Source organism: Pseudomonas sp. B21-054 (genome assembly GCF_026016345.1).
In the GTDB taxonomy this organism is placed as follows: Bacteria; Pseudomonadota; Gammaproteobacteria; order Pseudomonadales; family Pseudomonadaceae; genus Aquipseudomonas.
This window is the reverse complement of record NZ_CP087204.1, coordinates 4686233-4709166: the sequence shown is the minus strand read 5'-3', so window position 1 is coordinate 4709166 and position 22934 is coordinate 4686233. Positions and strand designations below refer to the sequence as shown.

The following is a 22934-nucleotide window of genomic DNA, read 5'->3' as shown; positions in this document are numbered from 1 at the left end:
CCGACACTGCATGGAAGGCATGAACCTGTGGGAGCGAGCTTGCTCGCGATGGCGTCGGATCAGTCGCCATTGATATTGGCCGGTCTATCGCTATCGCGAGCAAGCTCGCTCCCACAAGTTCGATCCTTTAGACCTTATCCAGCTTTTTCTCATGAGCCGTCACCTGCTGGCACAGCTCGATCATCTGCTCGCGCATCCAGCGGTTGGCCGGGTCCTGGTCGGTGCTTTCGTGCCAGTACAAGTGGGTTTCAACCGGCGGCACGTCGTTGACCGGTAGCAGGAAGGCATGCAAATCGTGGCGACGGGCAAAGCGTTCGGGGACGGTCATGACCATGTCGGTCTGCTGCAGCACCTGGGAGGCCATCAGGTAATGCTGGGAACGCAGGGCGATCTTGCGCTGGATGCCCATCTTGCCCAACGCCAGGTCGACATAACCCAGCCCGTTGCGACGGCTGGAAATATGCACGTGGGTCTGGGCCAGGTAATCGTCGAGGCTGATCTTTTCCTTGCCCGCCAGCGGATGGCCCTTGCGCATGGCGCACACGTAACGGTCTTCCATCAGCTTGACGTGGCGTACCTGTGGGTCGGTGTTGAGCGGCGCGTCCACGGCAAAGTCGAGGCGGCCGGCGGCCAGTTCCTTGGTGGTTTCGCGACGTTTGGACAGGAAGCTCTCGATCGCCACGGTCGGCGCCAGGCGGCGCAAGCGCTGGAACAGCAGCGGCAGGATCACGCCTTCGGTGAGGTCGGTCATGCTGATGCGGTAGGTCTTGACCGCCTGCAGCGGGTTGAAAATCCGGCTCTCTTGCACCGACACCCGCAGCAGCGACAGGGCGTTGCGCACCGGGCCGATGATGTTCTGGGCCATGGGCGTGGGCACCATGCCTTGGGCAGTGCGCACGAACAGCGGGTCGTTGAACGTTTCCCGAAGACGGGCCAGGGCATTGGACACGGCCGGTTGCGTGATGCCGACGATCTGCCCGGCGCGGGTCAGGTTGGCTTCGGTGTAGATCGCATCGAAGACAATGAAAAGGTTGAGATCGACCTTGCTCAGATTCATGGCGCTGCACTCTTATTCTTGGACGTGTTGTGAGGTGCCGGATGGCGATGCGAATCAGTGAAACATATATCGGTGATGAATGTTAATACACGCCGAGAATAGGTTAGGTAAATTTTCGTAGCTGAACTAGCATCGATTTCATGACCTAAAACAACCTCTGCCAAGAAGGTGCTGCTCATGGATTTTGCCTATTCTCCCAAGGTTCAGGACCTGCGTGAACGCGTCACGGCGTTCATGGATGCCTACGTCTATCCGGCCGAAGCGGTGTTCGAGCGGCAAGTGGCCGAAGGCGATCGCTGGCAGCCCACGGCCATCATGGAAGAGCTCAAGGCCAAGGCCAAGGCCGAGGGCCTGTGGAATTTGTTTCTGCCTGAGTCTGAGCTGGGGGCCGGCCTGACCAACCTGGAATACGCGCCGCTGGCAGAGATCATGGGCCGTTCGCTGCTGGGACCGGAACCCTTCAACTGCTCGGCGCCAGACACCGGCAACATGGAAGTGCTGGTGCGCTACGCCAATGAAGAACAAAAGCAACGCTGGCTCGAGCCGCTGTTGCGCGGCGAGATCCGCTCGGCCTTCGCCATGACCGAGCCGGACGTCGCCTCTTCGGACGCCACCAACATGGCCGCCCGTGCCGAGCGTGACGGTGACGAGTGGGTGATCAACGGCAAGAAGTGGTGGACCTCCGGGGCCTGCGACCCGCGCTGCAAGATCCTGATCTTCATGGGCCTGAGCAACCCCGATGCGCCACGCCATGCCCAGCATTCGATGATCCTGGTGCCGGTGGACACGCCCGGGGTAAAAATCGTCCGGCCGCTGCCGGTGTTCGGCTACGACGATGCGCCCCACGGCCATGCCGAAGTGCTGTTCGATAACGTGCGGGTGCCGTACGAAAATGTCCTGTTGGGTGAAGGACGAGGGTTCGAAATTGCCCAGGGTCGCCTCGGCCCAGGTCGGATTCACCACTGCATGCGTTCCATTGGCATGGCGGAGCGCGCACTGGAATTGATGTGCAAGCGTGCCATCAGTCGCACCGCGTTCGGCCAGCCACTGGCGCGCCTGGGCGGTAACGTCGACAAGATTGCCGACTCGCGGATGGAAATCGACATGGCCCGCCTGCTGACGTTGAAGGCGGCGTACATGATGGACACCGTCGGCAATAAAGTGGCCAAGAGCGAAATCGCCCAGATCAAGGTCGTTGCGCCGAACGTGGCCCTGAAGGTCATCGACCGGGCGATCCAGATCCACGGCGGGGCCGGGGTTTCCAACGATTTCCCGCTGGCCTACATGTACGCCATGCAACGCACCCTGCGCCTGGCCGACGGCCCGGATGAAGTCCACCGCGCCGCCATCGGCAAGTTCGAGATTGGCAAGTACGTACCCAAGGAGATGTTGCGTAGCGGGCGCTGAAGGCCTGTTTTACCTTGGCAACGCCATCGCGCTCACCGCAACCCCCCTGTGGGAGCGAGCTTGCTCGCGATGGCGTTGGTACATCCAACACTCATGCAAGCTGAACCACCGCTATCGCGAGCAAGCTCGCTCCCACAGGGAACGGGGTATGTGCCCGAGATATTTGTCGCACCGCAAACCCACTGTGGGAGCGAGCTTGCTCGCGATGGCGGCCTCCAGGACAGTGAGCCTTCTTACTCCTTGACGCTCATGTACTCCTCGGCCCAACGGATGTAGTCCTCGGGTTGGGTGTAGGTGTGGGTCAGTTCGGTGGCGCTGAGGTCCGACGCCTGGGTGAAGATCTGCCGCTGTTCCCGCAGGCTGTCGTAAGTGGCCTTGATCGCGGCGAAATAGGCGCCGTGGCCGTCGATGGTGACTCGTACGCCCAGTTCGGCCAGGCGTTTGTCGTCGCGCAACTTCGGGTTGCCATAGGTGACGAGCATCAACGGCAGCGTCAGGTTTTCGCTGATTTTTTCCAGATGCTCGAAGTCTTGAACCCCCACCATGCAAATCCCATCGGCACCGGCACGTTCATATTGCTGGGTGCGGCTGATGATCTCCTGGACCGGCAAAATCCCGGCGTTGGTCCGGGCAATGATCGCCATTTCCGGATCGACTCGGGCTTCCAGCGCCGCGCGAATCTTGCCGACGCCTTCGGCTACGCCAATCAGGTCGGTGGATTTGCGGCCAAACTGGGCCGGCAATAAGGTGTCCTCGATAGTCAGCGCCGCCACGCCAGCGCGTTCCAGTTCGATGATGGTGCGCATCACGTTCAGGGCGTTGCCATAGCCGTGGTCGGCGTCGGCAATCACCGGCAGTTGGGCCACACGGCCGATGCGGGTGGCCTGTTCGGCGAATTCACTGAGGGTAATGAGGGCAAAGTCCGGGGCGCCCAATACTTGCAACGACGCGACCGAGCCACCCAGGATACCCACTTCAAAACCCAGGTCGGCGGCGATGCGCGCCGACATCGGGTCGAACACCGACGCGGTGTGATAGCAGGTGTTGGAAGCCAGCAGTTGGCGAAAGTCACGACGTAAATCTTGATGAGAAAGCCTGGGCATAAGAGTTCCACCAATGGAATGGAAAGGCTTGAGCAAAAGTGTCAACGCCGAAGGAATGGAAAGCTATCACGTGGGACGGCCAGGGATGATGACGAATTTACAGGGACAGACTGGCCGAAGTCGATCCCGCGAGACGTGGATGCAGCAACAAGCGAGGCTTATGCGGCCGCCGCCTGCTGCCCTTGCTTGAGCAACGCCACGGCGCGCACCGTGTCGCCCGGTTGTACTTGCAGGCGTTTGGCGGTGAGCCGGTCGACGAGCAGGCTGTGACCGTGCAGGCGTGCCCGGGCGCTGGTCACGCGGCAGTTCTCCAGGCGGCGATTATGGATCAACCAGACCGGTGCCTGTTCGTCCGGCGTGCCGATGGCCAGGGTCAGCGATTGGCTGTCGCGCACAGTGCGGATCTTCGAAACCGGCGCCTCGATCACCGGGCCGGCGTCGAAAATGTCGATATAGCCCCTATGGGAAAAACCCTCGGCGCCGAGAATCTTCATGGCCGGCTCGGTGTTCGGGTGAGCCTTGCCGATCACTGCCTGGGCCTGTTCAGTGAGTAGGCAGGTGTACAGCGGCTGGCGCGGCATCAACTCGGCAATGAATGATTTGTTGCCCATGCCGGATAACTGATCGGCGTAGCTGAAATCCTTCTTGAAAAAGTGCCGTCCCAGGCTGTCCCAGAACGGCGAACAGCCTTGTTCATCGGCATGGCCGCGTAATTCGGCAATCAGTTTTTCACCAAACAATTGGGAAAACTCAGCGACAAACAGCAGGCGCGCCAGGGACAACAGCCGCCCATTGTGGCCGTGACGCTGCTCGGGATGCAGGAACAAGGAGCAGACTTCCGATTGCCCGGTCATTTCATTATTGAGAAACAGCGTCGGGATCTGCCGCTGGATACCCAGTTCAGGTGCCGAGCTGACAGTGACCCCGACCCGGTAGTTGTACCAGGGCTCGCGCAGCCCGACCGCGCCGGTCAGGGCGCTGATGCCCACCACTTGCCGGTCATCGTCCTCGAGCACGAACAGGTAATCGGCATCGGCACGTTCGACTTGCCCGGCAAAGGTGCGTTGGGCCCAGCGCACGCGATGGGCCAGGCGCTCTTCGTTGGCCGGCAGGCTGGTAAAACCGGGGCCCGCGCAGCGGGCGAGGTCCAGTAACGCGGGCAGGTCGGTGATGGCGACCGGGCGGACAATCATGAGGCAGCTCCTTCATCGTGTCGGTCGAAGCGTCGATGCACGGCACGAGATCGAATGATATTCATAAGGCAACCACCCGGACCCGCTCGCCATCCGTGATGCCCAGGGCTGCCAGCATGTCTGGTGACAGCGCCACGGCGCCCTCGGCGTCGAGATCCAGTTCGGCCACGATGGCCCGGTAGTTCAGGAGGCTGTCGTTGCTCACCAGATAACGCCCTCGGGCGTCGATCTGCGCGCTTTGCCGGGCCACCGCGACACGGCTTTGGGTGATGGAGCGGATGTTCGCGATACGGGCGTGCAGCGTCGGCCCGCCGTCGAAGATGTCCACGTAGCTGTTGGTTTCAAAACCCTCGCGCTCCAGGATGTCGAAGGCTTCCTGGCCGTCGGGATGCACCCGGCCGATGCAGGCCTGGGCCGCCGCAGGGAGCATGGGCACGTAGATCGGGTATTGCGGCATCAGTTCGGCGAGGAAGGTACGGCTTTGCAGGCCACACAACCGCTCAGCTTCGACGTAGGGCAGGTCGAAGAAATGCTGGCCGATGGCGTCCCAGAAGGGCGACTGGCCATCCTCGCTGCTGAAACCGACGATTTCAGTGATCACCGATTCGGCAAAGCGATGGGGGTGAGCGGCGATAAACATCAACCGGGCCCGGGACAGCAACTCCGACGCTGGCGTGCGCACCCGCTCGGCGTCGATGTGAAAACCGCGCAGCAACGTCTGGCCGTTGAGGTCCTGGCACAGCGACAGCGCCGGCACGCCATGGTGGATGTTCAATTCCCGGGACTCGCTGGAGAACGGCCGGTTGCGCAAACTGTAGAACGGTTCATTGCAACCGGTGCTGGCGAGAATCTCCGAGCAGCCCGTCAGGCGTCCGGATACCAGGTCCTGCAAGACGAAAAAATAGTTCTCCCCGCCAGGGCTTCGTACATCGGACTCGAACGAGTCGCACGAATCGAGGATTTTCTCCCGCAGGCGCTCGGTATCGTCTGGAAGCGAGGTAACGCCCACCAGGCTGTCACGGGCCAGTTGCTGCAGTTGCGGCAGATCGGTTAATTGCACTGGACGTAAAGCCAGCATGGATTGCACTCCTGTTCCAGGGCCCGGTGACAGGCACCGGGCTTGACGATCACTGTCGATGTCCACGCGTAACAACCACGACGGGTCGAGCCTTTCGACCGCCGGACCTCAAGGAGCGGCCGGATCCGGCAGCGCCGTGGGGTTGCCGAACTTATTCAGCACACACAGATAGACCACGCCCGCGGCAATCCAGATCAGGCCGAGTTTCTGCGCATCCACGCCCATGTTGTACATGATGGCCGCGACGATCACGAAGCCGACCAGCGGGCAGAGCAGATGGCGAATCACCTGGCCGGACCGCTGGCGGCGCCAGTAATGGTTGATCACCGTGATGTGCAGCAGCATGAAGCCGCTCAGGGCGCCGAAGTTGACCAGGGAGGTCAGGGTGTCCACGGCGTTGATGAACAGGTAGCAGATCAGCAGCGACAGCACCGCGACCAGGTAGATGCTCAGGTACGGGGTGTTGTGTTTCGGATGGACCTTGGCCAGCACTTTGGGCAACTTGCCGTCCCGGGCCATGCCGAACAACAGGCGCGACACCGCCGCTTGCGAGGTGATTGCCACCGCGACGCCCCAGGCCAGCGCCGTGGCGACCGCGGTCAAGGTTGCCAGCCAACTGCCGGCCGCCAGTTCGGCGATCTCATAGAACGCGGTGTCGGCGGACTTGAAGCCCATGCCGGCCGCCAGGTCAGTGGCGATCCAGGTCTGCACCACGAAAATCGCGCCCATCACCAGCAAGGTCACCAGCGCTGCCTTGCCCACGCTGCGGCCCGGGTCGCCCTTGATCTCTTCGGCCAAGGTGGAGATGGCATCGAACCCCAGAAACGACAATACCGCGATGGATACGGCTTGCATCAGCAACGCGAAGTCGAAGTGTTCCGGGCTGTACAGCGGCGCCAGGGTCAGCTGGCCGTTACCGGCGCCACCGTGTAGGGCATTCCAGGCGTAGAACAGGAAGATCCCCAGCACCACCAACTGCGCCAGCAGAAAAATGATGTTCATCCGCGCGGTGAAGGTGATGCCCCGCAGGTTGACGAAGGTCGCGCTCACCAGGAACGCCAGGATGAAACCGACCTTGGGAATGTCCGGGTAGAGGTGGTTCAACGCCATGGCGGCGTAGACATACAGCAGCGGCGGGATCAGCAGATAATCCAGCAACATCAGCCAACCGGCGATGAAGCCGACGTGTGGGTTGAGTCCCCGTTGTGCGTAGGAATAGACGGAACCGGCCACTGGAAAGGCCCGGGCCATGCTGCCGTAGCTCAACGCGGTGAACAGCATCGCCACCATGCCGATGATGTACGCCAGGGGCACCATTCCCGGCGCCTCGGCGTTCACGTAGCCATACACGCCAAACGGTGCGATGGGGATCATGAAAATCATCCCGTACACCACCAGGTCTGTCAGCGACAGGCTGCGTTTCAATTCCTGTTTGTAGCCAAATGCCTCGATACTCATAAGCCGTTCTCCTTCTCAGCTGTGTGTGGATGTGTCCTTGCTCGCTGCCGCTGCTTTTCTACAACAATGGAGCCAGGTAAGCGCTCCAGGTCCGCACCGACTCGGGGCTGCGCAGCAGGTCGTTGCGCACTTCGATCAACACCGAGTCCAGGCCGCGGGCGTCGCCGTGTACCGGGACGGTCATGTCGGTCAAGGGGTTGATCTTGTAGGGCTGGTTGCCCGCCACGCGCAGCGAGTGCCGGCTCAGCCCATCGACGATGCGCTGGGCATAATCCTTTGCCTCGCCGAACAGCACGCCGGCTTCCAGCGCGCGCGGCTGGCCATAGAACACCGGGGTGAAGCTGTGGATGCCCACCACCCGCACCGGTCGGTTGGCGGCCAGGCGCTGGTCGATCAACGCGCGCAAGCGGTCATGGAAGGGATGGAACAGGCACTGGCGGCGATATTCGCGCGTGGCCTCGTCCAGGGACTGGTTGCCCGGGACCTGGTAGATCTCACTCTGGGGCGGAATGCTGTCCGGTACGTGCAGCGGACGGTTCAGGTCGATCAACAGCCGTGAATAATTGGCCGACAGCAAGGTCGCGCCGAGGGTTTCGGACAGGCGTTCGGCCAGGGCCAGGGCACCGATGTCCCAGGCGATGTGTTCCTGGGAGGCGGTTTCATCCAGGCCCAGAGCGTTCAGCGCAGCGGGAATGAAGCGGCTGGCGTGCTCGCACACCAGCACCAACGGATGCTCGGCCTCTTCCCGGATCAGTCGGTAGGCCGGCCCGGTGTAGAGGCCCGACTCAGCACATTCAATAGATTCGTGCATAGTGCTCACAACGCTCGGCAGGTGACAGCGCCTGGGTCAAGGCCAGCTCCTGGGCCTTCAAGGCGAAGTAGGTTTCGACCAGGGGGCCGGGCAGGGCCTCGAGCAGCGCCCCGCTGTGGCGCAGGCAATCCAGTGCCTGGGCCAGGGTCGTCGGCAGGGCGATAATGCCACGGGCGCGACGTTGTTCTTCATTCAATTCATCGGGTATTTCATCGGTCACGGCGTTCAGCACCAGCCGCTGCTCGATGCCCAGGCGCCCGGCGATCAACAGCGCGGCCATCGCCAGGTGCGGCGAAGCGGTGGCGTCCATGGCACGGAATTCCAGGTTGTACTGGTTCGCCAGCGGTTTGCCGCCCAGGCTCACGGTCGGGCAGATGCGCAACGCCGCTTCGCGGTTGCGCTGTCCCAGGCAAGCATAGGACGCGCTCCAGTGATGGGGTTGCAGGCGCTCGTAGGACACTGGCGTCGGAGCGGTCAGCGCACACAGCGCTGGCAGATAATGCAGCACACCGGCGGCCCAGTGCTGGCCGAGGCTGGACAAGCCGTTGCTGCTGGCGGCGTCATGGAGCACGGGATCACCGCTCAAGTCTTGCAGGCTCAAGTGCAGATGCACACCGTTGCACACGGCATTTTCCGAAGTCTTGGGCGCGAAACTGAGCGCCAGGCCCATTTGCCGGGCGATCTCGCGGGTGATCTCCCGTACGTTCACGGCGCGATCGGCGGCGGCTACGCCCAGGGTGGGGCGGCAGGTAATCTCGTACTGCTGCTTGCCGTATTCGGGCAGGAACATTTCCGGTTCGACGCCACCGGCGCGCAATGCGCTGAGCAGCCATCCGGCGAACCCGGCCTGCTGGCGCTGGGCCTGGAGGCTGAAGGCCAGGCGATCGGGTTGGGGAGGCGTGGCGCTGAGGTTGAATTCGTGCTCGAACGCGGCGAACACCTGCAAGTCCAGCTCAGCCCGATAACGCTCCACTTCATCGTGCAGCAGGGTGCGCGGGCAGGTGCTCCAGGGCCGGCCGTCGGTCTCGCGTATGTCGCAATGGATGAAATCCAGGGCAGGGGCCTGGGCGTCGGGGCCATTGTTGACGGTGACGCGGCTGGACAGGTCCGGGATCAACCGCAGATCGCCATAAGCGCCCCAGGGGTTGGCCGAGGCGATGATGTCTTGGGGCGTCAGCGCGCTGTTGGCCGGCACCCAGCCGCAACCGGCGGTGACGTAGTGGGGCAGTTCATCGCTGGGGAACGAGCGCCCGCGGGTCACGCCGATCAGGTCGGTGCTCACCAGCGTCGTGACCGGCAACGGTGCCAGGGGTATTGCAGCATCGAGGCGGTTCACGGCTGCATCTCCTGCAAGCGCCCGAGTACGGTGTCGGTATCGGTGATCCAGCAATAGCCCTTGATCGCGTTCAGGCACGCCAGATGCCGTTGTTCGGTGTAAGTGGCGCAGGCATCTTCCACCAGCGTGACCAGGTAGCCGCGGTCGGCTGCATCGCGTACGGCCATGTCGACGCATTGGTCGGTGACAATGCCGGCGACGATCAAGTGGCGGGTCTGCAGGTTGCGCAGCACGTAGTCGATATTGGTGGAGTTGAAAACGCCCGAGGACGTCTTGGGCAGCACGATTTCATTTTCCAGCGGCGTCAGCTCGGCAATGATCTGCGCCTCGGGGCTGCCCTTGGGCAGGTGCATGTCCGACAGCTTGTGATCCAGGGAGCGATCACGGCCATCGGCGGTGAGGCTTTCGATGTGGGTGTGCAACACGTTGTGCCGCGCCGCGCGCATCGCGTTGAGCAAACGCTGTTGGTTGGGAATCACTTGTTGGCGGGCCCGACGAATGAAATACGCGGCCTCGGGCGCATCCAGGTGGGCATCGAACTGCGCTTCCAGCCAGGCCCGTTGCATGTCCACCAACAGCAATGCCGTGTGGTCGTGAACGAAGGGTAAATCCCGTGGCGAGCGATGGGGGAGCGAGAACATCCTTATTTTTCCTCCAACAAGTGCGTGTTGAATTCCGTGCGCAAGGCATCGATACCTTCCAGGCGTTCGGCCAGGTCAGGGCAATGCAAGGTCATGCAGGCGATCAGCGCCTCGACCTGGGCCAGCGCCGGTACCAGGCTGTCGAAGGCCGAGACCGACTCCACCGGCGCGCTGATGATCAGGTCGGCCAGTTCGCGCAAGGGAGAAGCGTAGACGTCGCTGAACAGCACGACCCGGGCGTGGCGTTCCTTGGCCGCGCTGGCTACACGCTGGGCCTGGGCCTGGTAGCGACGATAATCGAAGATCAACACCACGTCCTGGCGCTGCACGTCGAACAGCCGGTCAGGCAACTGGGCGTTGTCTTCCAGGGCAAAACAGCCGGCGCGCAGCAGGCGCAAGTGGTTGAGCAGGTAGTGGGCAAGAAAGCTGCTGAAGCGTCCACCGAAGCAATGTACCTGGTGCCGGCTGTCGAGCAGCCACTGGACGAGAATGCGCACGTCTTCGGGCTGGGTCAGGGCCTGGGTGTTGATGAGGGCGCGTTGGCTGGCCGCCAGGTACTGGCTCCAGGTATCGCCTTGCGGCAATTTGGCCCGTGGTTGCAACAGCGTGCGAGGGGAGCGCAGGCGATGGTCCATGTCACTGAGCAGCGCATCCTGGAATTCGGCATAACCGCCAAACCCGAGTTTTTTCACCAGCCGCACGATGGTCGGGTCGCTGACGCCGGCATGGTCCGACAGGCGCGACATCGGGCCGAGGCCGTTGCGTGGATAGTGATCGAGCAGGGCTCGTACGACCTTGCGTTCCGACGGCGTCAAAACGAGGCCGGGATCGGTGATCAGGTCTCTGAGGGGCGGCATCCGTGCTCCTTGCTGGGATGGTGTGTTGGATTTCTTTCATTACTCCTGAAAATAGTATTTATGTAGCTGGTACTACATGTCCAGTGGTTTTTTCGTTCCGTTTAAAATGCTCGAAGATGGTGCGAAACCCCTGTAGGACTTGGAGTTGGTTGCCGGGAGGGGATATGTCAGTCGGTGCTTCAGTTTGTGTCAGATATAACGCCTTTTTGTCTAAATTATTTGATTTCATATAAGGTGCTGTACAAGAAAAAGCCTGAGTATCCGCCCACTGATTGCGTGAGTACGCCGCGTGCAAGCCACCCGCCTGACCCTGATCTGTCACGCCCGCACCGTCGCCCAGAAGCGGGCGCGCTTTGCCCTGGAAGAACCGCTGGAGGCCGACTGGTTGGCACAGCGCCCGGAGGCTGGCCAGGGCTATCGAAATGTCCGGCGGGTGCTCTGTGGGCCCGAGCTGCGTACTCGCCAGACGGCCGCGTTGTTCGGCGATGAGCCCCAAGTGGTCCAGGCCTTGGCCGATTGCGATTTGGGGCGCTGGCGCGGTTTGTCCATCGATGACCTGCTCAAGACCGAGCCGCAACAACTGCAAGCCTGGCTCGACGATCCCGAGGCCGTTCCCCATGGTGGCGAATCCGTAGCCCGGTTGTGTCGCCGCGTCGGGGACTGGCTGGCAAGCCTGGAAGACCGACCGGGACATTGGCTGGCCGTCACCCATCCGTTCGTGATCCGCGCGGCCCTGGTGAATGTATTGCACTGCCCGGCAGCCACGTTCAACCGAATCGACATCGAACCGCTGTCCGCCATCGAGTTGCGTTTCAACGGCGTGTGGCGATTGCGTGCCCAGGGGCCTGGCCAGGAGTCAGTGGAATGAAAAAGTTATCAGTCATCGGCATCGGCGCCGGCGATCCGGACTACCTGACGATGCAGGCGGTGAAAGCCTTGAATCGGGTGGACGTGTTTTTCCTCATGGACAAAGGGCCGGCCAAGCACAAGCTGCTGGATCTGCGGCGGGAAATCTGCCAGCGCTACATTGTTGATCGTACGTACCGCTTCGTCGAAGCCTACAGCCCTGAGCGTGAACGCGGCGACTTGGACTACACCGTCAGTGTCGAAGCGCTGAACCGTGCGAAGCAGGCCACCTTCGAGCGGCTGATCGATGAAGAATTGTCCGACGGGCAGTGCGGTGGTTTTCTGGTGTGGGGTGATCCGGCGTTGTACGACAGCACCGTGCGCATCCTGCAGACGATTCTCGACGCCGGTCGCTGCGTCTTTGAATTCGAGGTGATCCCCGGCATCACCAGCGTCCAGGCCCTTGCGGCCCGTCACAAAGTACCGTTGAACGGCATTGGCGGGTCGCTGGAAATCACCACCGGACGCCGGTTGGCGACAGGGCAGGTGAGCGACGCGGCGAACGTGGTGGTGATGCTCGATGCCGAGGATGCGTATCGCCAGGTGAGCGATCCTGAGACGCATATTTACTGGGGCGCCTATGTGGGGACGCCGGATGAGATCCTCATCGCCGGCCGGCTGGGGGACGTGGCCGATGACATTGAACGCACCCGCCAGGCTGCGCGGCAGGCGCATGGGTGGATCATGGATACCTATCTACTGCGCAGACCCCAATGAAGCCGACACTCCACCTGTGGCGAGGGGATTTATCCCCTCTGGGGCGCGAAGCGGCCCCAATAACCCCGACAAAACTTGCCTGACAAACTGAGAGGGCTGCTTCGCAGCCCAACGGGGATAAATCCCCTCGCCACAACAGTGTTCGACAGTCCCATTGACTGGGCTGACTTCACCCCCGCCCAAACCGCTCCCGATACACCGACGGCGCCAACCCCACCACACTGCGAAACGCCACGCGAAAGCTTTCCACCGAGCGGTAGCCGCACAACTGCGCGATGTTGTCGGTGTTGTCCGTGGTGCTTTCCAGCAACTCGCGGGCTCGGGCCAGGCGTTCATGTTGCAGCCAGGCCTTGGGTGACACGCCGCAGGCTTGGGTGAAGTGGCGCAAGAAGGTCCGTTCGCTCATGGCCGCCTGGCTGGCCAGTTCGCGCACGCCGAGGGGGTGATGCAGGCGTTCGCGGGCCCATTGCATGACGCTCGACAGGTCGCTGCGTGGCGTGCGGCTGACCGGTGATGGAATGAACTGCGCCTGCCCGCCCGTGCGTTGCGGTGACATCACCAGTCGGCGCGCCACGGTGTTAGCGACCTGGACCCCAAAGTCCCGCGCCACCAGATGCAGGCAGGCATCGATGCCAGCGGCGCTGCCCGCCGAGGTGATGACCTGTCCTGAATCCACGTACAGCACATCCGGGTCCACCCGCACGGCGGGAAAGCTTTCAGCCAGTTCGTCGGTGTAGCGCCAGTGGGTAGTGGCGCCCAGCCCATCGAGCAGCCCGGCGGCGGCCAGTACGAAGGCCCCGGAGCAGATCGAGAGCAGACGCGTGCCGCGGGCGTGGGCCCTGCGCAATGCGCCGAGCAAGGCTTCGGAAGGTGGTTCGCTGCGGCTGCGCCAACCGGGTATGACAATGGTTCGCGCCGTTTCCAGCAGTTCCATGCCGCCATCGGCCAATACCTGGAAACCGCCCATGGCGCGCATGGGGCCGTCATCGACCGCGACGATTCGATGCTGGTACCAGGGGAACGTGAATTCGGGTCGCTCCAAGCCGAAGATCTCGACGGCAACGCCGAATTCAAACGTGCACAAGCCGTCGTAGGCAAGAATCGCGACCAGACCGGGGTTAGGCTGCATTTGGCGGAAAATTCCCACAGAGTGTCTTGTACGCCACTGTAGCGGTAAGCCTCAGGCGGATAAAGTCTTCTTACGCCCTCATCCTCCCTGGAGTACCCGCCGATGACCAGCCTGGTTCGTGAAGTGCCTGCCGCCCCGTCCGAGATCGCCCTGCAGCATTTCAGCAGTCGCCTGGCGTTCGAAACCGATTGTTCCGACGTTCACGCCAGCCAACAGGCCGGTGATGTCGATTTTGTGCTGGTGGATGTGCGTGGGCCCCTGGCTTACGAACGCGGGCACGTGCCCGGGGCGATCAACCTGCCAAGTCGGACGCTCACTGCCGAGGCTTTGGCTGCCTACCCCAAGACCACTCTGTTCGTGGTGTATTGCGCCGGTCCGCATTGCAATGGCGCGAACAAGGCGGCGGTGCGTCTGGCGACCTTGGGGTATCCGGTGAAGGAGATGATTGGCGGGGTTATGGGGTGGCTCGATGAGGGCTTTCGTCTGAACGGTTTGGTGGAGCGTGTGGCGGATCAGGCTATCCGTTGTGACTGCTGACTTTTTCCCGAGATGGGACGACAGGGTTTTATAGTTCGTGTGTATATCCGTTGCTGCGGTAACGGCTACTTAGGGTTCCGCCCTGACGGCGGGTCACTTTCGAAAATCCGGAAGCCGGCCCAGGCGAAAGTAACCAAAGCGCTTTAGCCCCACCACTCGGTGCCTCGCCTAGGCTCGGCATGCCCGAACGCAGGCATTGCTCCGTGGGCCCGCCGCGAAGGACCATCCATGGTCCAGCGCGGCTACCTCGGCATCCATGCCGAGGTGCCCACTGCGCAATACCTACGTTCGGCCAGCGTGGTTAACGGGGCGCCGAGATCAACGTCCGCCGCGAGGCGGCCTTATAGCCGGCCTGGTTTGGGGTGGACGCATTCCTCCTGTGGGAGCGCGCTCGCTCCTACCAGAGGAGCTTTACTGTCCTTCGAGCCCGCGCTGTTCAATCACTCCAAAAACATCCGCCACATCCTGGACCATGATCCGGGCGATGTTGGTGACGGTATTGATGTCGGTCTCGGCTGAGTCGCGCAGGGTCGTGCAGGCCATGAGCGTCAGGTAGTCGAGGGTGGCATGCAGGCGTTCGCTGACGCAGGCGTGGAGTTCGGGCAATGGGGCTGTTTTATCGATGAACAGGACGGGGTGGGTGTTGGCAATTGGAGTAAGCGGGGTGAAGCGGCGGAACGATTGTTCGGTAGTCATAGTAAATCCCTAACTCAAGAGAAAATTTTCCACCGTTTTGCTGCGAAACAATTGGGTGGCAGCCATGTGCGGGTTCGCAGACCGAGGAGTTAGGACTCGGCAGACCCGAAGATCTCCCACACACAGCCGCCATGACAAGCCGAACGTAGGCGCGAATGCCTATGCCGATTCTTGACGGTTGTGATTCTAACTCACCAGGGCTGCGAAACCCTCCTGCTGACTAACGCCAGCAGGTGAGCCCAACTATAGAAGGGGATTTTGAGGCAACAACCGACCTGTAGGACACCCGCAAACCCCGTGGCGAGGGAGCTTGCTCCCGCTCGGTGGCGCAGCCGCCGTAAATCCTGGGCATGTGGTTGGTCTGACGAAAAGAGGGGGCTGCTTCGCAGCCCAGCGGGGATAAATCCCCTCGCCACAAAAGGGGGGATTCCTACGAGATTTTCAGAAGGCCAGGGAAGCAATTGATTTCAGAAGCGGAACGCGGAGCGTCCCTGGCGGCATTCCCACGCGGAGCGTGGGAACGATCAATTTCAAAAACGGAACGCGGAGCGTCAAAAATTTGTGGGAGCGAGCTTGCTCGCGATGACGTAGGCACAGCCAACATCACCGCAAACTGGCCCTCCGCTTTCGCGAGCAAGCTCGCTCCCACAGTTGGATCGGAGTACGACAAAAGAGCCAGGTCGGCTATCAGGCCGCCTCGCGCCGGACGTTGATCTCGGCGCCCCATTAACCACGATGGCCGAACGCAGGCATTGCGCAGTGGGCATCCCGGCATGGATGCCGGGATAGCTGCGCTGGGCCATGGATGGCCCTTCGCAGCGGGCCCACGGAGCAATGCCTGCGTTCGGGCATGCCGAGCCTAGGCGAGGCACCGAGTGGTGGGGCTAAAGCGCTTTGGTTACTTTCGCGCTTTTCGAAAGTGACCCGCCGTCAGGGCGGAACCATAAGTCGCCGTTACCGCAGCAATGGATATACACCCGAACTACAAACCTGTCAGGTTTTTCCCAAACCTAATGCTCCCCAGCCAACCCTGATTATTTTCATAACTATTTGTCGCCTCAACACAATTCCCCTCCCGAGCACCCCTCTAGACTCCCGCCCACTTCGGTTCCTCGCTGACCGAACGCTGCCTACGAATCTGCCAATAATTGCCAATAAAAAAACCCCTGCGCACTCAGGAGCAAAAATGAAGAAGCTAGCAATGTTCGGTGCCCTGGCACTGTCCGTGTTGTCCCTGTCGGCCGTGGCCGAAGAGGCCAAGCCAATCCGCCTCGGGATCGAAGCCGGGTATCCACCGTTTTCGATGAAAACCCCCGACGGCAAGCTGACCGGCTTCGACGTCGATATCGGTGACGCGCTCTGTGAGCAGATGAAGGTCAAGTGCACCTGGGTCGAGCAAGAATTCGACGGCCTGATCCCTGCGCTGAAAGTGAAGAAAATCGACGCGATCCTCTCGTCCATGACCATCACCGACGACCGCAAGAAAAACGTCGACTTCACCATCAAGTACTATCACACCCCGGCGCGTTTCGTGATGAAGGAAGGTTCCGAGGTCAAGGACCCGCTGACCGAACTCAAGGGCAAGAAAGTCGGTGTGCTGCGCGCCAGTACCCATGACCGTTTCGCCACCGAGGTGCTGGTGCCGGCGGGCATCAACCTGGTGCGCTACGGCTCCCAGCAGGAAGCCAACCTGGACATGGTCGCCGGGCGCCTCGACGCCATGCTGGCCGACTCGGTCAACCTCGACGACGGCTTCTTGAAAACCGATGCCGGCAAAGGTTTCGCCTTCGTCGGCCCGACCTATGAAGACGCGAAGTATTTCGGCGGTGGCGCCGGTATTGCGGTGCGCAAGGGTGACAAGGCCCTGGCCGAGAAATTCAACGCCGCCATCACGGAAATCCGCGCCAACGGCACCTACAAGAAGGTCCAGGACAAATACTTCGCGTTTGACGTCTACGGGCATTAATCGCTGAGTCCAAGGTGGCCCGCCGTTGACCCGGTCGGCCACCTTTTTCATGGGCGATTGTTTTACCCTGCGCCTATCGAGATACCGTCATCCGGAGTTCCCCATGCAACGCATCGACCATACCCTGCCATGGAGCCACCTGGGCACAGAGCGCCGGCTCAGCGTGTTTCGCTACGGCCATGGCCCGCGCAAGGCCTATATCCAGGCCAGCCTGCACGCCGATGAATTGCCGGGCATGCGCACTGCCTGGGAGCTGAAGCGACGGCTCAACGACCTTGAGGCCCAGGGCCTGCTCAAGGGGGTGATCGAACTGGTGCCGGTGGCCAATCCCATTGGGCTGGATCAGCATCTGCAAAGCGCTCATATGGGGCGTTTCGAGTTGGGCAGTGGCAAGAACTTCAACCGCGCCTTTGTCGAACTCAGCGCCCCGGTGGCGCAACGCATCGGTGATCGCCTGGGTGACGATCCAGCCGCCAATATCACGTTGATCCGCCAGACCATGGCCGAAGTCCTCGATGACCTGCCGGCGCCACCTTCGCAACTCGAAGCACTGCATCGCCTGCTGCTGCGCCACGCCTGCGACGCCGATGTCACCCTGGATTTACATTGCGATTTCGAGGCGGCGATCCACTTGTATGCCTTGCCACAGCACTGGCCGCAGTGGCGCTCCCTGGCCGCGCGGTTGAACGCCGGGGTGGCGTTGTTGTGCGAAGACTCCGGTGGCAGTTCGTTCGACGAATCCTGCTCCTCGCCCTGGTTGCGCCTGGCCAAGGCTTTTCCCGAAGCGGCGATTCCGCCGGCCAACCTGGCGACTACGCTGGAACTGGGGAGCATGGGCGACACCCGGGTGGAGCAGGCCCGGGCCAATTGCGAAGCCATCCTCGGGTTTCTGGCCGAGCAGGGCCTTATCGCCGGGGACTGGCCGCCCGCGCCCAGCGAATGCTGTGAAGGCTTTCCATTCGAAGGCACGCAATACCTGTTCGCGCCGCACCATGGCGTCGTGAGTTTCCTGCGTGAAGCCGGGGAGTGGGTGGAGCAGGGCGATCCGTTGTTTGAAGTGGTCGATCCGCTGAGCGACCGGGTCACCACCGTGCGGGCCGGCACCAGCGGTGTGCTATTCGCCCTGGACCGCGGGCGCTACACCCAGCCGGGGATCTGGCAGGCGAAAGTCGCCGGGCGTGAGCCGATTCGCGTGGGGAAATTGATCAACGACTGATAAGTGCTGTCTACCTCACCGCACGGTGTTTGCCGTGTGGCTATCGAACGATGGAGGAAGATCAATGTTTAAAGCGCTCGCCCTGTTCCTGTTGCTGGTTTCGTCCGGGTTGCAGGCCCAGCCCTCGCTGCACACGGACTTGCCGCTCAACTACCTCGCCCACGTCGATGAACAGGCCAGGAACCGACCGCTGGTGATCTTTCTGCATGGCTCCGGCAGCAACGAACAGGACCTGTTCGAACTCAGGGAAGAACTGCCCAAAGACTACAATTACCTCTCGGTGCGGGCCCCCAAAACCATGGAGCCGGATCACTACCAGTGGTTCGCCAAGAAGGGTGAGGGCGCCTATGACGGCGACACGTCAGACCTGAAGGCCAGCGGCCAGATGCTGTTGGCGTTCATCGAGAAGGCCCGGGCCAAGTACCTGACCGACGCGAGCAATGTCTATCTGGTGGGCTTCAGCCAGGGCGCCATGATGAGCTATGAGGTGGCGCTGCGACACCCCGAGGCTGTTGGCGGGATTGCCGCGATGGGCGGAAAGGTCCTGCCGGTGCTACAGGCTGAACTGACCCCCGACGAGTCGCGCCGGACACTGGCCGTGTTCATCGGCCACGGCACGGCAGACCCGGTCATCCCTTATCACGACGGTACCGAGGCCAACACCTTCCTCAAGACCTTGGCCCTGGAACCCGAATTCCATGCCTACCCGGGCGTGGGTCACAGCATCAGCGCCCTGGAAGTGCAAGACCTGCGGGCCTGGCTGGAGCGGCTCAACCCCTGATCACTGTAAATCCCTGTGGGAGCGAGCTTGCTCGCGATAGCGGTGGGTCAGCTTGCATCAAAGTCGGGTGTGCCGACGCCATCGCGAGCAAGCTCGGCTCCCACATGTTCTGGGGCGCTTATTGACCGCTGGCGATCTGTTTCACCAACGTCTCATGACCCGCCTTGTCGCTGGCCCGGGAGATGACCTGAACCACCGCCATACGTGTGCCGGAGGCAGCCAGCAACGTGGTGTCGAGGGTCGGCCCGCCGCCCTGGGTGGCGCTGGTGTCGAGCTGACGCAGGCCCAGGCCGGTGCCTTTCTGGGTCAGGCCTTTTGCGCTCAGGATCTTGGCGTCCGGCAGCGCTGTGGTTCGCTGGGCAGCGAAGTCGCCCATGGTGGCGTCGAGGAACGCACCATCATCATCTTTCACCTTCGCGCCGTTGATAATGGTGTTCTCTGCGGCGATCACCACGGTCCGGCTGGTGGCATTGCTGTACATCGTTCCTGTCGCGCCAGCGGTACCCTGGGCGGCGTCACCGGCGGGCAATGGTGTTGCGATGAACCCCTTGGGCAAGGTGAAGAGGAACTTACCGCCGAGCATCGAAACCTTCTGCGCCGGCGCATCACCGGCGGTTTTGGGCTGGGCCGCCTGGGCGGATATCGCGACCAGGCTGGCGATGGCCGTCAGCAACAGGGCGGCGGCGTGTTTACTCAGCAATGACATTGAAACTCTCCACGGTGATCGCGTTTGGAGGCCAATCATCCCATGGGCGCCGTGCCTGACTCCAGCGCCCGTGGCGAATGGGCGGGTCATTGCGGTGATGGACGTTCAAACCGGTCCGGCACTGAAGCGCCGGGCCAACGCCTCGCGCTCGAAATGCTCGGTGATGAAATCGATAAAGGCCCGGGTCTTGGCCGGCATCAGCGTGCGGCTGGGGTAGTAGAGGGAAATCACACCAAGGTCCACGTACCAATCCGGTAACAGCCGCACCAGTTCGCCACGCTCCAGCCAGGGCAGGGCATCGGGCACCACCAGCAAGGCCACGCCCAGACCCAGCAAGGCGGCCTCACGCATGGCAACGGGATCATTGAAGATCATGGACTCGTTCAGTTGCACGGCGCATTCACGCCCGGCGGCGTTGCGCAGCACAGTCTGGCGTACCCGGCCGGTGCGGCTGGCCCGCAACACGATGTTGTCCAGACTGGCCAGGTCCTCGGGTTGTCGGGGCAGGGCGCGTTCGGCCAGGTAGGCTGGGCTGGCGACGGCAATCAGGTGAGCGGGCGCCAGGGTGCGCGATACCACCCCGGGCGTCAGTGCGAAGCCGCCTCCGATGGCCGCGTCGAAACCTTCGGCGATCAGGTCCACCGGGCGGTTTTCGAAATGCCAGTCCGGACGGATCAGCGGGTAGCGGGCCAGCCATTGCGGCATCAACGGCAGTACCTGACCGATGCCGAAACTTGGCGAGAGGCTGACACGCAAGACGCCGGCCGGTTCGCCGCGCTCCGTGGTCACCGCACCAATGGCCGCCTGCAGGGCGTGCAAGTTGCCACCGATGCTGGCCAGGAAATGTTCTCCCGTTTCGGTCAGGGACAGCTTGCGGGTCGAGCGTTGGAACAACCGCACCCCCAGGTTGCGCTCGAGCATCGCCACGTTGCGGCTCACGGCGGCGGGCGTCAGCGCAAGCAACCGCGCGGCCGCCGAAAAACTGCCGGTTTCGGCGCTGCGAACAAAGCATTCGAGATTGGCGAGGCTTTCCATGGCATGGACCTGATAGTAATGCTTGAAAATGATTCGCCATATTACCGGCTAATAAGAAGGTAATGGCAAGGGCACCATGCACCTCAACGGCGGACATCACCGCCAGGCTTATCCAACCTTGAGGACACACAACATGAGCAACATCGACTCCATCGGCATCATTGGCGCCGGCGCCATCGGCAGTGCTTTCGCTCGGGCCCTGGCCCGCCAGAACATCAACGTCGTCATTGCCAACAGCCGTGGCCCGCAAAGCCTGGCCGAGCTTGTGGCTGACCTCGGTCCAAGCGTACGCGCCGGCACCGTGGAGGAGGCCGCCGCCCAGCCGATGGTGCTGGTGGCGGTCAACTGGTCGAAGTTACCCCAGGCGCTGGGTGGTCTGCCGGATTTTGCCGGGCGCATCGTGATCGACGCCAACAATGCGATCGAAGTGCCGGGGTTCAAGGCCGTGGATCTCCAGGGCCGGGCTTCGACCGAGGTGTTCAGCGAGTGGGTGCCGGGCGCACGGGTGGTCAAGGCCTTCAATCATCTGCTGGCGCGCCTGCTGGAGGCGGACCCGACGTCCGAAGGCGGCAAGCGGGTGCTGTTCCTGACCGGTGACGACGCGCAGGCACGGGGTGAAGTCGCGCAGTTGATCGAGCGCCTGGGCTTTTTCGGCGTGGACCTGGGCCCGTTGAGTGTCGGCGCACGCTTGACCCAGTTCCCGGGCGGCCCGCTGCCGGTGCTGAACCTGGTCAAGTTCGACTGAGCCCCGCGTCAGGCTCAACGATCCCAGTAAGGCACTTCGCCAAAACACTCCAGGAAGAAATCGATCACCGTGCGGACCTTCACCGACAGGCGTCGGCTGCCCGGCCAGAGGATGGCGATCTGCTGGGGTTCGAGGCTGTTGGACGCCTGGTAATCCTGCAGCACCGGGACCAGTGTGCCGGTGCGCAGGGCTTCGCCGATCAGCCACGACGGGAACATCACCAGTCCCAGGCCTTGTTCGGCGGCCTGGGTCAAGGTGTCGGCGTGGTTGCCGGTAATCGGACCTCTGACGCTGTAGGGCGTCCAGGCCTGGCCCGGGCGGCGGAAGAACCAGCGCTGCTGGCCGCTCACGCCTTTGTAGGCCAGGCACTGGTGGTGAGCCAGGTCCTGGGGCTTGAGTGGCGCGCCGTGGCGGGCCAGGTAGGTCGGGCTGGCGGCGATCTGGAAACGATGGGGCGCGAGGATCCGTGCCTGCATGCTCGAATCGTGCAACGGGCCGATGCGAAACAGTAGGTCGGCGCCTTCTTGCAGGGGATCGACGTAGCTGTCGGTCTGCTGGATCTCCAGTTGCAACTTCGGATAGCGCTCGCATAACGGCCCCAGCCACGGTGTCAGGTGGCGCTGCCCAAACACCACCGGGGCGTTGATCCGCACCAGTCCAGACGGCTCGCTGTGTTGCTCCTGCAGCGCCTGTTCGGCTTCCTCCAGTTGCACCAGCAGCAGCCGAGCATGATGCCCCAACAGGCGGCCAGCCTCGGTGGGTGAGACGGCCCGGGTGTGGCGATAGAGCAACTGTTGGTTCAGGGCCTGTTCCATCAGCTGGATCTGCCGGGAAATCGAGGACGGCGCCAGGCCTTCGCGCCGTGCTACTTCCGAGAAACTGCCGTGATCGAGCACGGCGACAAACAATCGCAGTGCCTTGAAACCCAGTTCATTGAGGCCGTGCATGATGCGGCTTTCCTGTGCGTATTGCGCAAAAGTATTATCGGGATACTCACATTTATCGCAAAGCGGCACCAGCCGATAATGCCGACCATCTTTCAATGAACAGGTCCTGATCATGCAAGCATCTTCACTCGGCGAGGCCGCGCCGGTCTCGACGGCCTCCAGACCCCGGGCATCGCTGCGCTGGCTACTGCTGCCCCTGGTGATCCTGGCCGGCATGGGCTTGTCGGTGGAGGCCGGCCTGCTCGGGCCACTTGGGGCCCGGGTCGGGCATCTGTGGGCCACGCTGAGCATCTTCGGCGTCGGTTCCGCGCTTCTTTTCCTGCTGTTGTTGCTCAGTGGCCGGCAGCAAGGCCCGGCCTTGCATGAGTTGCCGCGCTGGCAGTTGATCGGCGGTTTTCTCGGTCCGATCTATGTGGTGGTGCTGACACTCGCCACGCCCCACATTGGCATCGCCATGACCATGATTGCGATTCTCTCCGGCCAGGTGGGTAAAAGTGTCCTGATCGATCACTTCGGCTGGTTCGGGACGGCCCGCAAGCGGGTCAATGGCGAGCGCTGGCTGGCGTTGGCCCTGATTGTCGTCGCCCTTGTCCTGATTGCCCGAGGTTGAAC

The 22934-nt window shown here is 62.3% G+C and carries 23 protein-coding genes; 9 read left to right on the top strand and 14 right to left on the bottom strand.

What is annotated here, in order from left to right; translation table 11 throughout:
* Positions 1-127: 127 nt before the first annotated feature.
* The gene (locus LOY70_RS20305) at positions 128-1057 is read right to left on the bottom strand and encodes a LysR family transcriptional regulator (protein ID WP_003200002.1); all 930 of its coding nucleotides are present in this window, start codon (positions 1055-1057) and stop codon (positions 128-130) included.
* Positions 1058-1234: 177 nt separating this feature from the next.
* Here LOY70_RS20305 and LOY70_RS20300 point away from each other — a divergent pair, with 177 nt between their 5' ends.
* Positions 1235-2464, top strand: coding sequence for an acyl-CoA dehydrogenase (locus LOY70_RS20300; RefSeq protein WP_265029090.1), 1230 nt, complete (start codon positions 1235-1237; stop codon positions 2462-2464).
* A 233-nt stretch (positions 2465-2697) separates the two neighbouring features.
* Here the strand turns inward: LOY70_RS20300 and LOY70_RS20295 are convergent, their stop codons facing one another.
* From LOY70_RS20295 to LOY70_RS20260, 8 genes are all read right to left on the bottom strand, one after another.
* Positions 2698-3567: an isocitrate lyase/PEP mutase family protein gene (locus LOY70_RS20295; RefSeq protein WP_265029089.1), complete on the bottom strand. Its 870-nt coding sequence runs from the start codon at positions 3565-3567 to the stop codon at positions 2698-2700.
* A 158-nt stretch (positions 3568-3725) separates the two neighbouring features.
* Entirely contained in the window at positions 3726-4760 is a 1035-nt protein-coding gene (astA, locus tag LOY70_RS20290) for an arginine N-succinyltransferase (protein ID WP_265029088.1), read from the bottom strand.
* A gap of 61 nt (positions 4761-4821) precedes the next feature.
* The gene (locus LOY70_RS20285; protein ID WP_265029087.1) at positions 4822-5838 is read right to left on the bottom strand and encodes an arginine N-succinyltransferase; all 1017 of its coding nucleotides are present in this window, start codon (positions 5836-5838) and stop codon (positions 4822-4824) included.
* A gap of 108 nt (positions 5839-5946) precedes the next feature.
* Positions 5947-7296 (bottom strand): APC family permease, encoded by a 1350-nt coding sequence (locus LOY70_RS20280; protein WP_265029086.1) that lies wholly within the window; start codon positions 7294-7296, stop codon positions 5947-5949.
* Between the two features lie 58 nt (positions 7297-7354).
* The gene (locus LOY70_RS20275) at positions 7355-8107 is read right to left on the bottom strand and encodes an N-formylglutamate amidohydrolase (protein ID WP_265029085.1); all 753 of its coding nucleotides are present in this window, start codon (positions 8105-8107) and stop codon (positions 7355-7357) included.
* Positions 8091-9443, bottom strand: a complete 1353-nt coding sequence (locus tag LOY70_RS20270) for a glutamine synthetase family protein (RefSeq protein ID WP_265029084.1) — start codon at positions 9441-9443, stop codon at positions 8091-8093. The genes LOY70_RS20275 and LOY70_RS20270 overlap by 17 nt, the downstream gene beginning before the upstream one ends.
* Positions 9440-10084: an isochorismatase family cysteine hydrolase gene (locus tag LOY70_RS20265; RefSeq protein ID WP_123343082.1), complete on the bottom strand. Its 645-nt coding sequence runs from the start codon at positions 10082-10084 to the stop codon at positions 9440-9442. Before LOY70_RS20265 ends, LOY70_RS20270 begins: the two co-directional genes overlap by 4 nt.
* 2 nt (positions 10085-10086) lie before the next feature.
* The gene (locus tag LOY70_RS20260; protein ID WP_265029083.1) at positions 10087-10941 is read right to left on the bottom strand and encodes a MurR/RpiR family transcriptional regulator; all 855 of its coding nucleotides are present in this window, start codon (positions 10939-10941) and stop codon (positions 10087-10089) included.
* Between the two features lie 289 nt (positions 10942-11230).
* On the opposite strand from LOY70_RS20260, the gene LOY70_RS20255 reads away from it, so the two are divergent.
* Complete coding sequence (locus tag LOY70_RS20255; protein ID WP_265029082.1) at positions 11231-11809, top strand: histidine phosphatase family protein; 579 nt, start codon at positions 11231-11233, stop codon at positions 11807-11809.
* On the top strand, positions 11806-12564 hold the full coding sequence (cobF, locus tag LOY70_RS20250) for a precorrin-6A synthase (deacetylating) (RefSeq protein ID WP_265029081.1): 759 nt from the start codon (positions 11806-11808) through the stop codon (positions 12562-12564). Before LOY70_RS20255 ends, cobF begins: the two co-directional genes overlap by 4 nt.
* Positions 12565-12733: 169 nt before the next feature.
* Here the strand turns inward: cobF and ftrA are convergent, their stop codons facing one another.
* Positions 12734-13693 (bottom strand): transcriptional regulator FtrA, encoded by a 960-nt coding sequence (gene ftrA, locus LOY70_RS20245; protein WP_123343086.1) that lies wholly within the window; start codon positions 13691-13693, stop codon positions 12734-12736.
* A 102-nt stretch (positions 13694-13795) separates the two neighbouring features.
* On the opposite strand from ftrA, the gene LOY70_RS20240 reads away from it, so the two are divergent.
* The gene (locus tag LOY70_RS20240) at positions 13796-14230 is read left to right on the top strand and encodes a rhodanese-like domain-containing protein (RefSeq protein ID WP_123343087.1); all 435 of its coding nucleotides are present in this window, start codon (positions 13796-13798) and stop codon (positions 14228-14230) included.
* 411 nt (positions 14231-14641) lie between these two features.
* On the opposite strand, the gene LOY70_RS20235 is transcribed toward LOY70_RS20240, so the two are convergent.
* The gene (locus LOY70_RS20235) at positions 14642-14926 is read right to left on the bottom strand and encodes a fructose-bisphosphate aldolase (RefSeq protein ID WP_265029080.1); all 285 of its coding nucleotides are present in this window, start codon (positions 14924-14926) and stop codon (positions 14642-14644) included.
* A gap of 1186 nt (positions 14927-16112) precedes the next feature.
* Between LOY70_RS20235 and LOY70_RS20230 the strand changes: the two genes are divergently transcribed.
* The 3 genes from LOY70_RS20230 (at position 16113) to LOY70_RS20220 (ending at position 18889) form a co-directional block, all read left to right on the top strand.
* The gene (locus LOY70_RS20230) at positions 16113-16892 is read left to right on the top strand and encodes an ABC transporter substrate-binding protein (RefSeq protein WP_265029079.1); all 780 of its coding nucleotides are present in this window, start codon (positions 16113-16115) and stop codon (positions 16890-16892) included.
* A gap of 103 nt (positions 16893-16995) precedes the next feature.
* Complete coding sequence (locus LOY70_RS20225) at positions 16996-18108, top strand: M14 family metallopeptidase (RefSeq protein ID WP_265029078.1); 1113 nt, start codon at positions 16996-16998, stop codon at positions 18106-18108.
* A gap of 64 nt (positions 18109-18172) precedes the next feature.
* Entirely contained in the window at positions 18173-18889 is a 717-nt protein-coding gene (locus LOY70_RS20220; RefSeq protein ID WP_265029077.1) for an alpha/beta hydrolase, read from the top strand.
* Between the two features lie 118 nt (positions 18890-19007).
* Here the strand turns inward: LOY70_RS20220 and LOY70_RS20215 are convergent, their stop codons facing one another.
* Together LOY70_RS20215 and LOY70_RS20210 are read right to left on the bottom strand one after the other, a co-directional pair.
* The gene (locus LOY70_RS20215) at positions 19008-19595 is read right to left on the bottom strand and encodes a hypothetical protein (protein WP_265029076.1); all 588 of its coding nucleotides are present in this window, start codon (positions 19593-19595) and stop codon (positions 19008-19010) included.
* 105 nt (positions 19596-19700) lie between these two features.
* Positions 19701-20630, bottom strand: coding sequence for a LysR family transcriptional regulator (locus LOY70_RS20210; RefSeq protein ID WP_265029075.1), 930 nt, complete (start codon positions 20628-20630; stop codon positions 19701-19703).
* A gap of 142 nt (positions 20631-20772) precedes the next feature.
* Between LOY70_RS20210 and LOY70_RS20205 the strand changes: the two genes are divergently transcribed.
* Positions 20773-21375 carry an NADPH-dependent F420 reductase gene (locus LOY70_RS20205; protein WP_265038137.1) on the top strand — a complete coding sequence of 201 codons (603 nt, stop codon included), beginning with the start codon at positions 20773-20775 and terminating at the stop codon, positions 21373-21375.
* A gap of 14 nt (positions 21376-21389) precedes the next feature.
* Here the strand turns inward: LOY70_RS20205 and LOY70_RS20200 are convergent, their stop codons facing one another.
* On the bottom strand, positions 21390-22322 hold the full coding sequence (locus tag LOY70_RS20200) for a LysR family transcriptional regulator (protein WP_265029074.1): 933 nt from the start codon (positions 22320-22322) through the stop codon (positions 21390-21392).
* 112 nt (positions 22323-22434) lie between these two features.
* On the opposite strand from LOY70_RS20200, the gene LOY70_RS20195 reads away from it, so the two are divergent.
* Positions 22435-22932, top strand: a complete 498-nt coding sequence (locus LOY70_RS20195) for a DMT family transporter (RefSeq protein ID WP_265029073.1) — start codon at positions 22435-22437, stop codon at positions 22930-22932.
* The last annotated feature ends 2 nt before the right edge of the window (positions 22933-22934 follow it).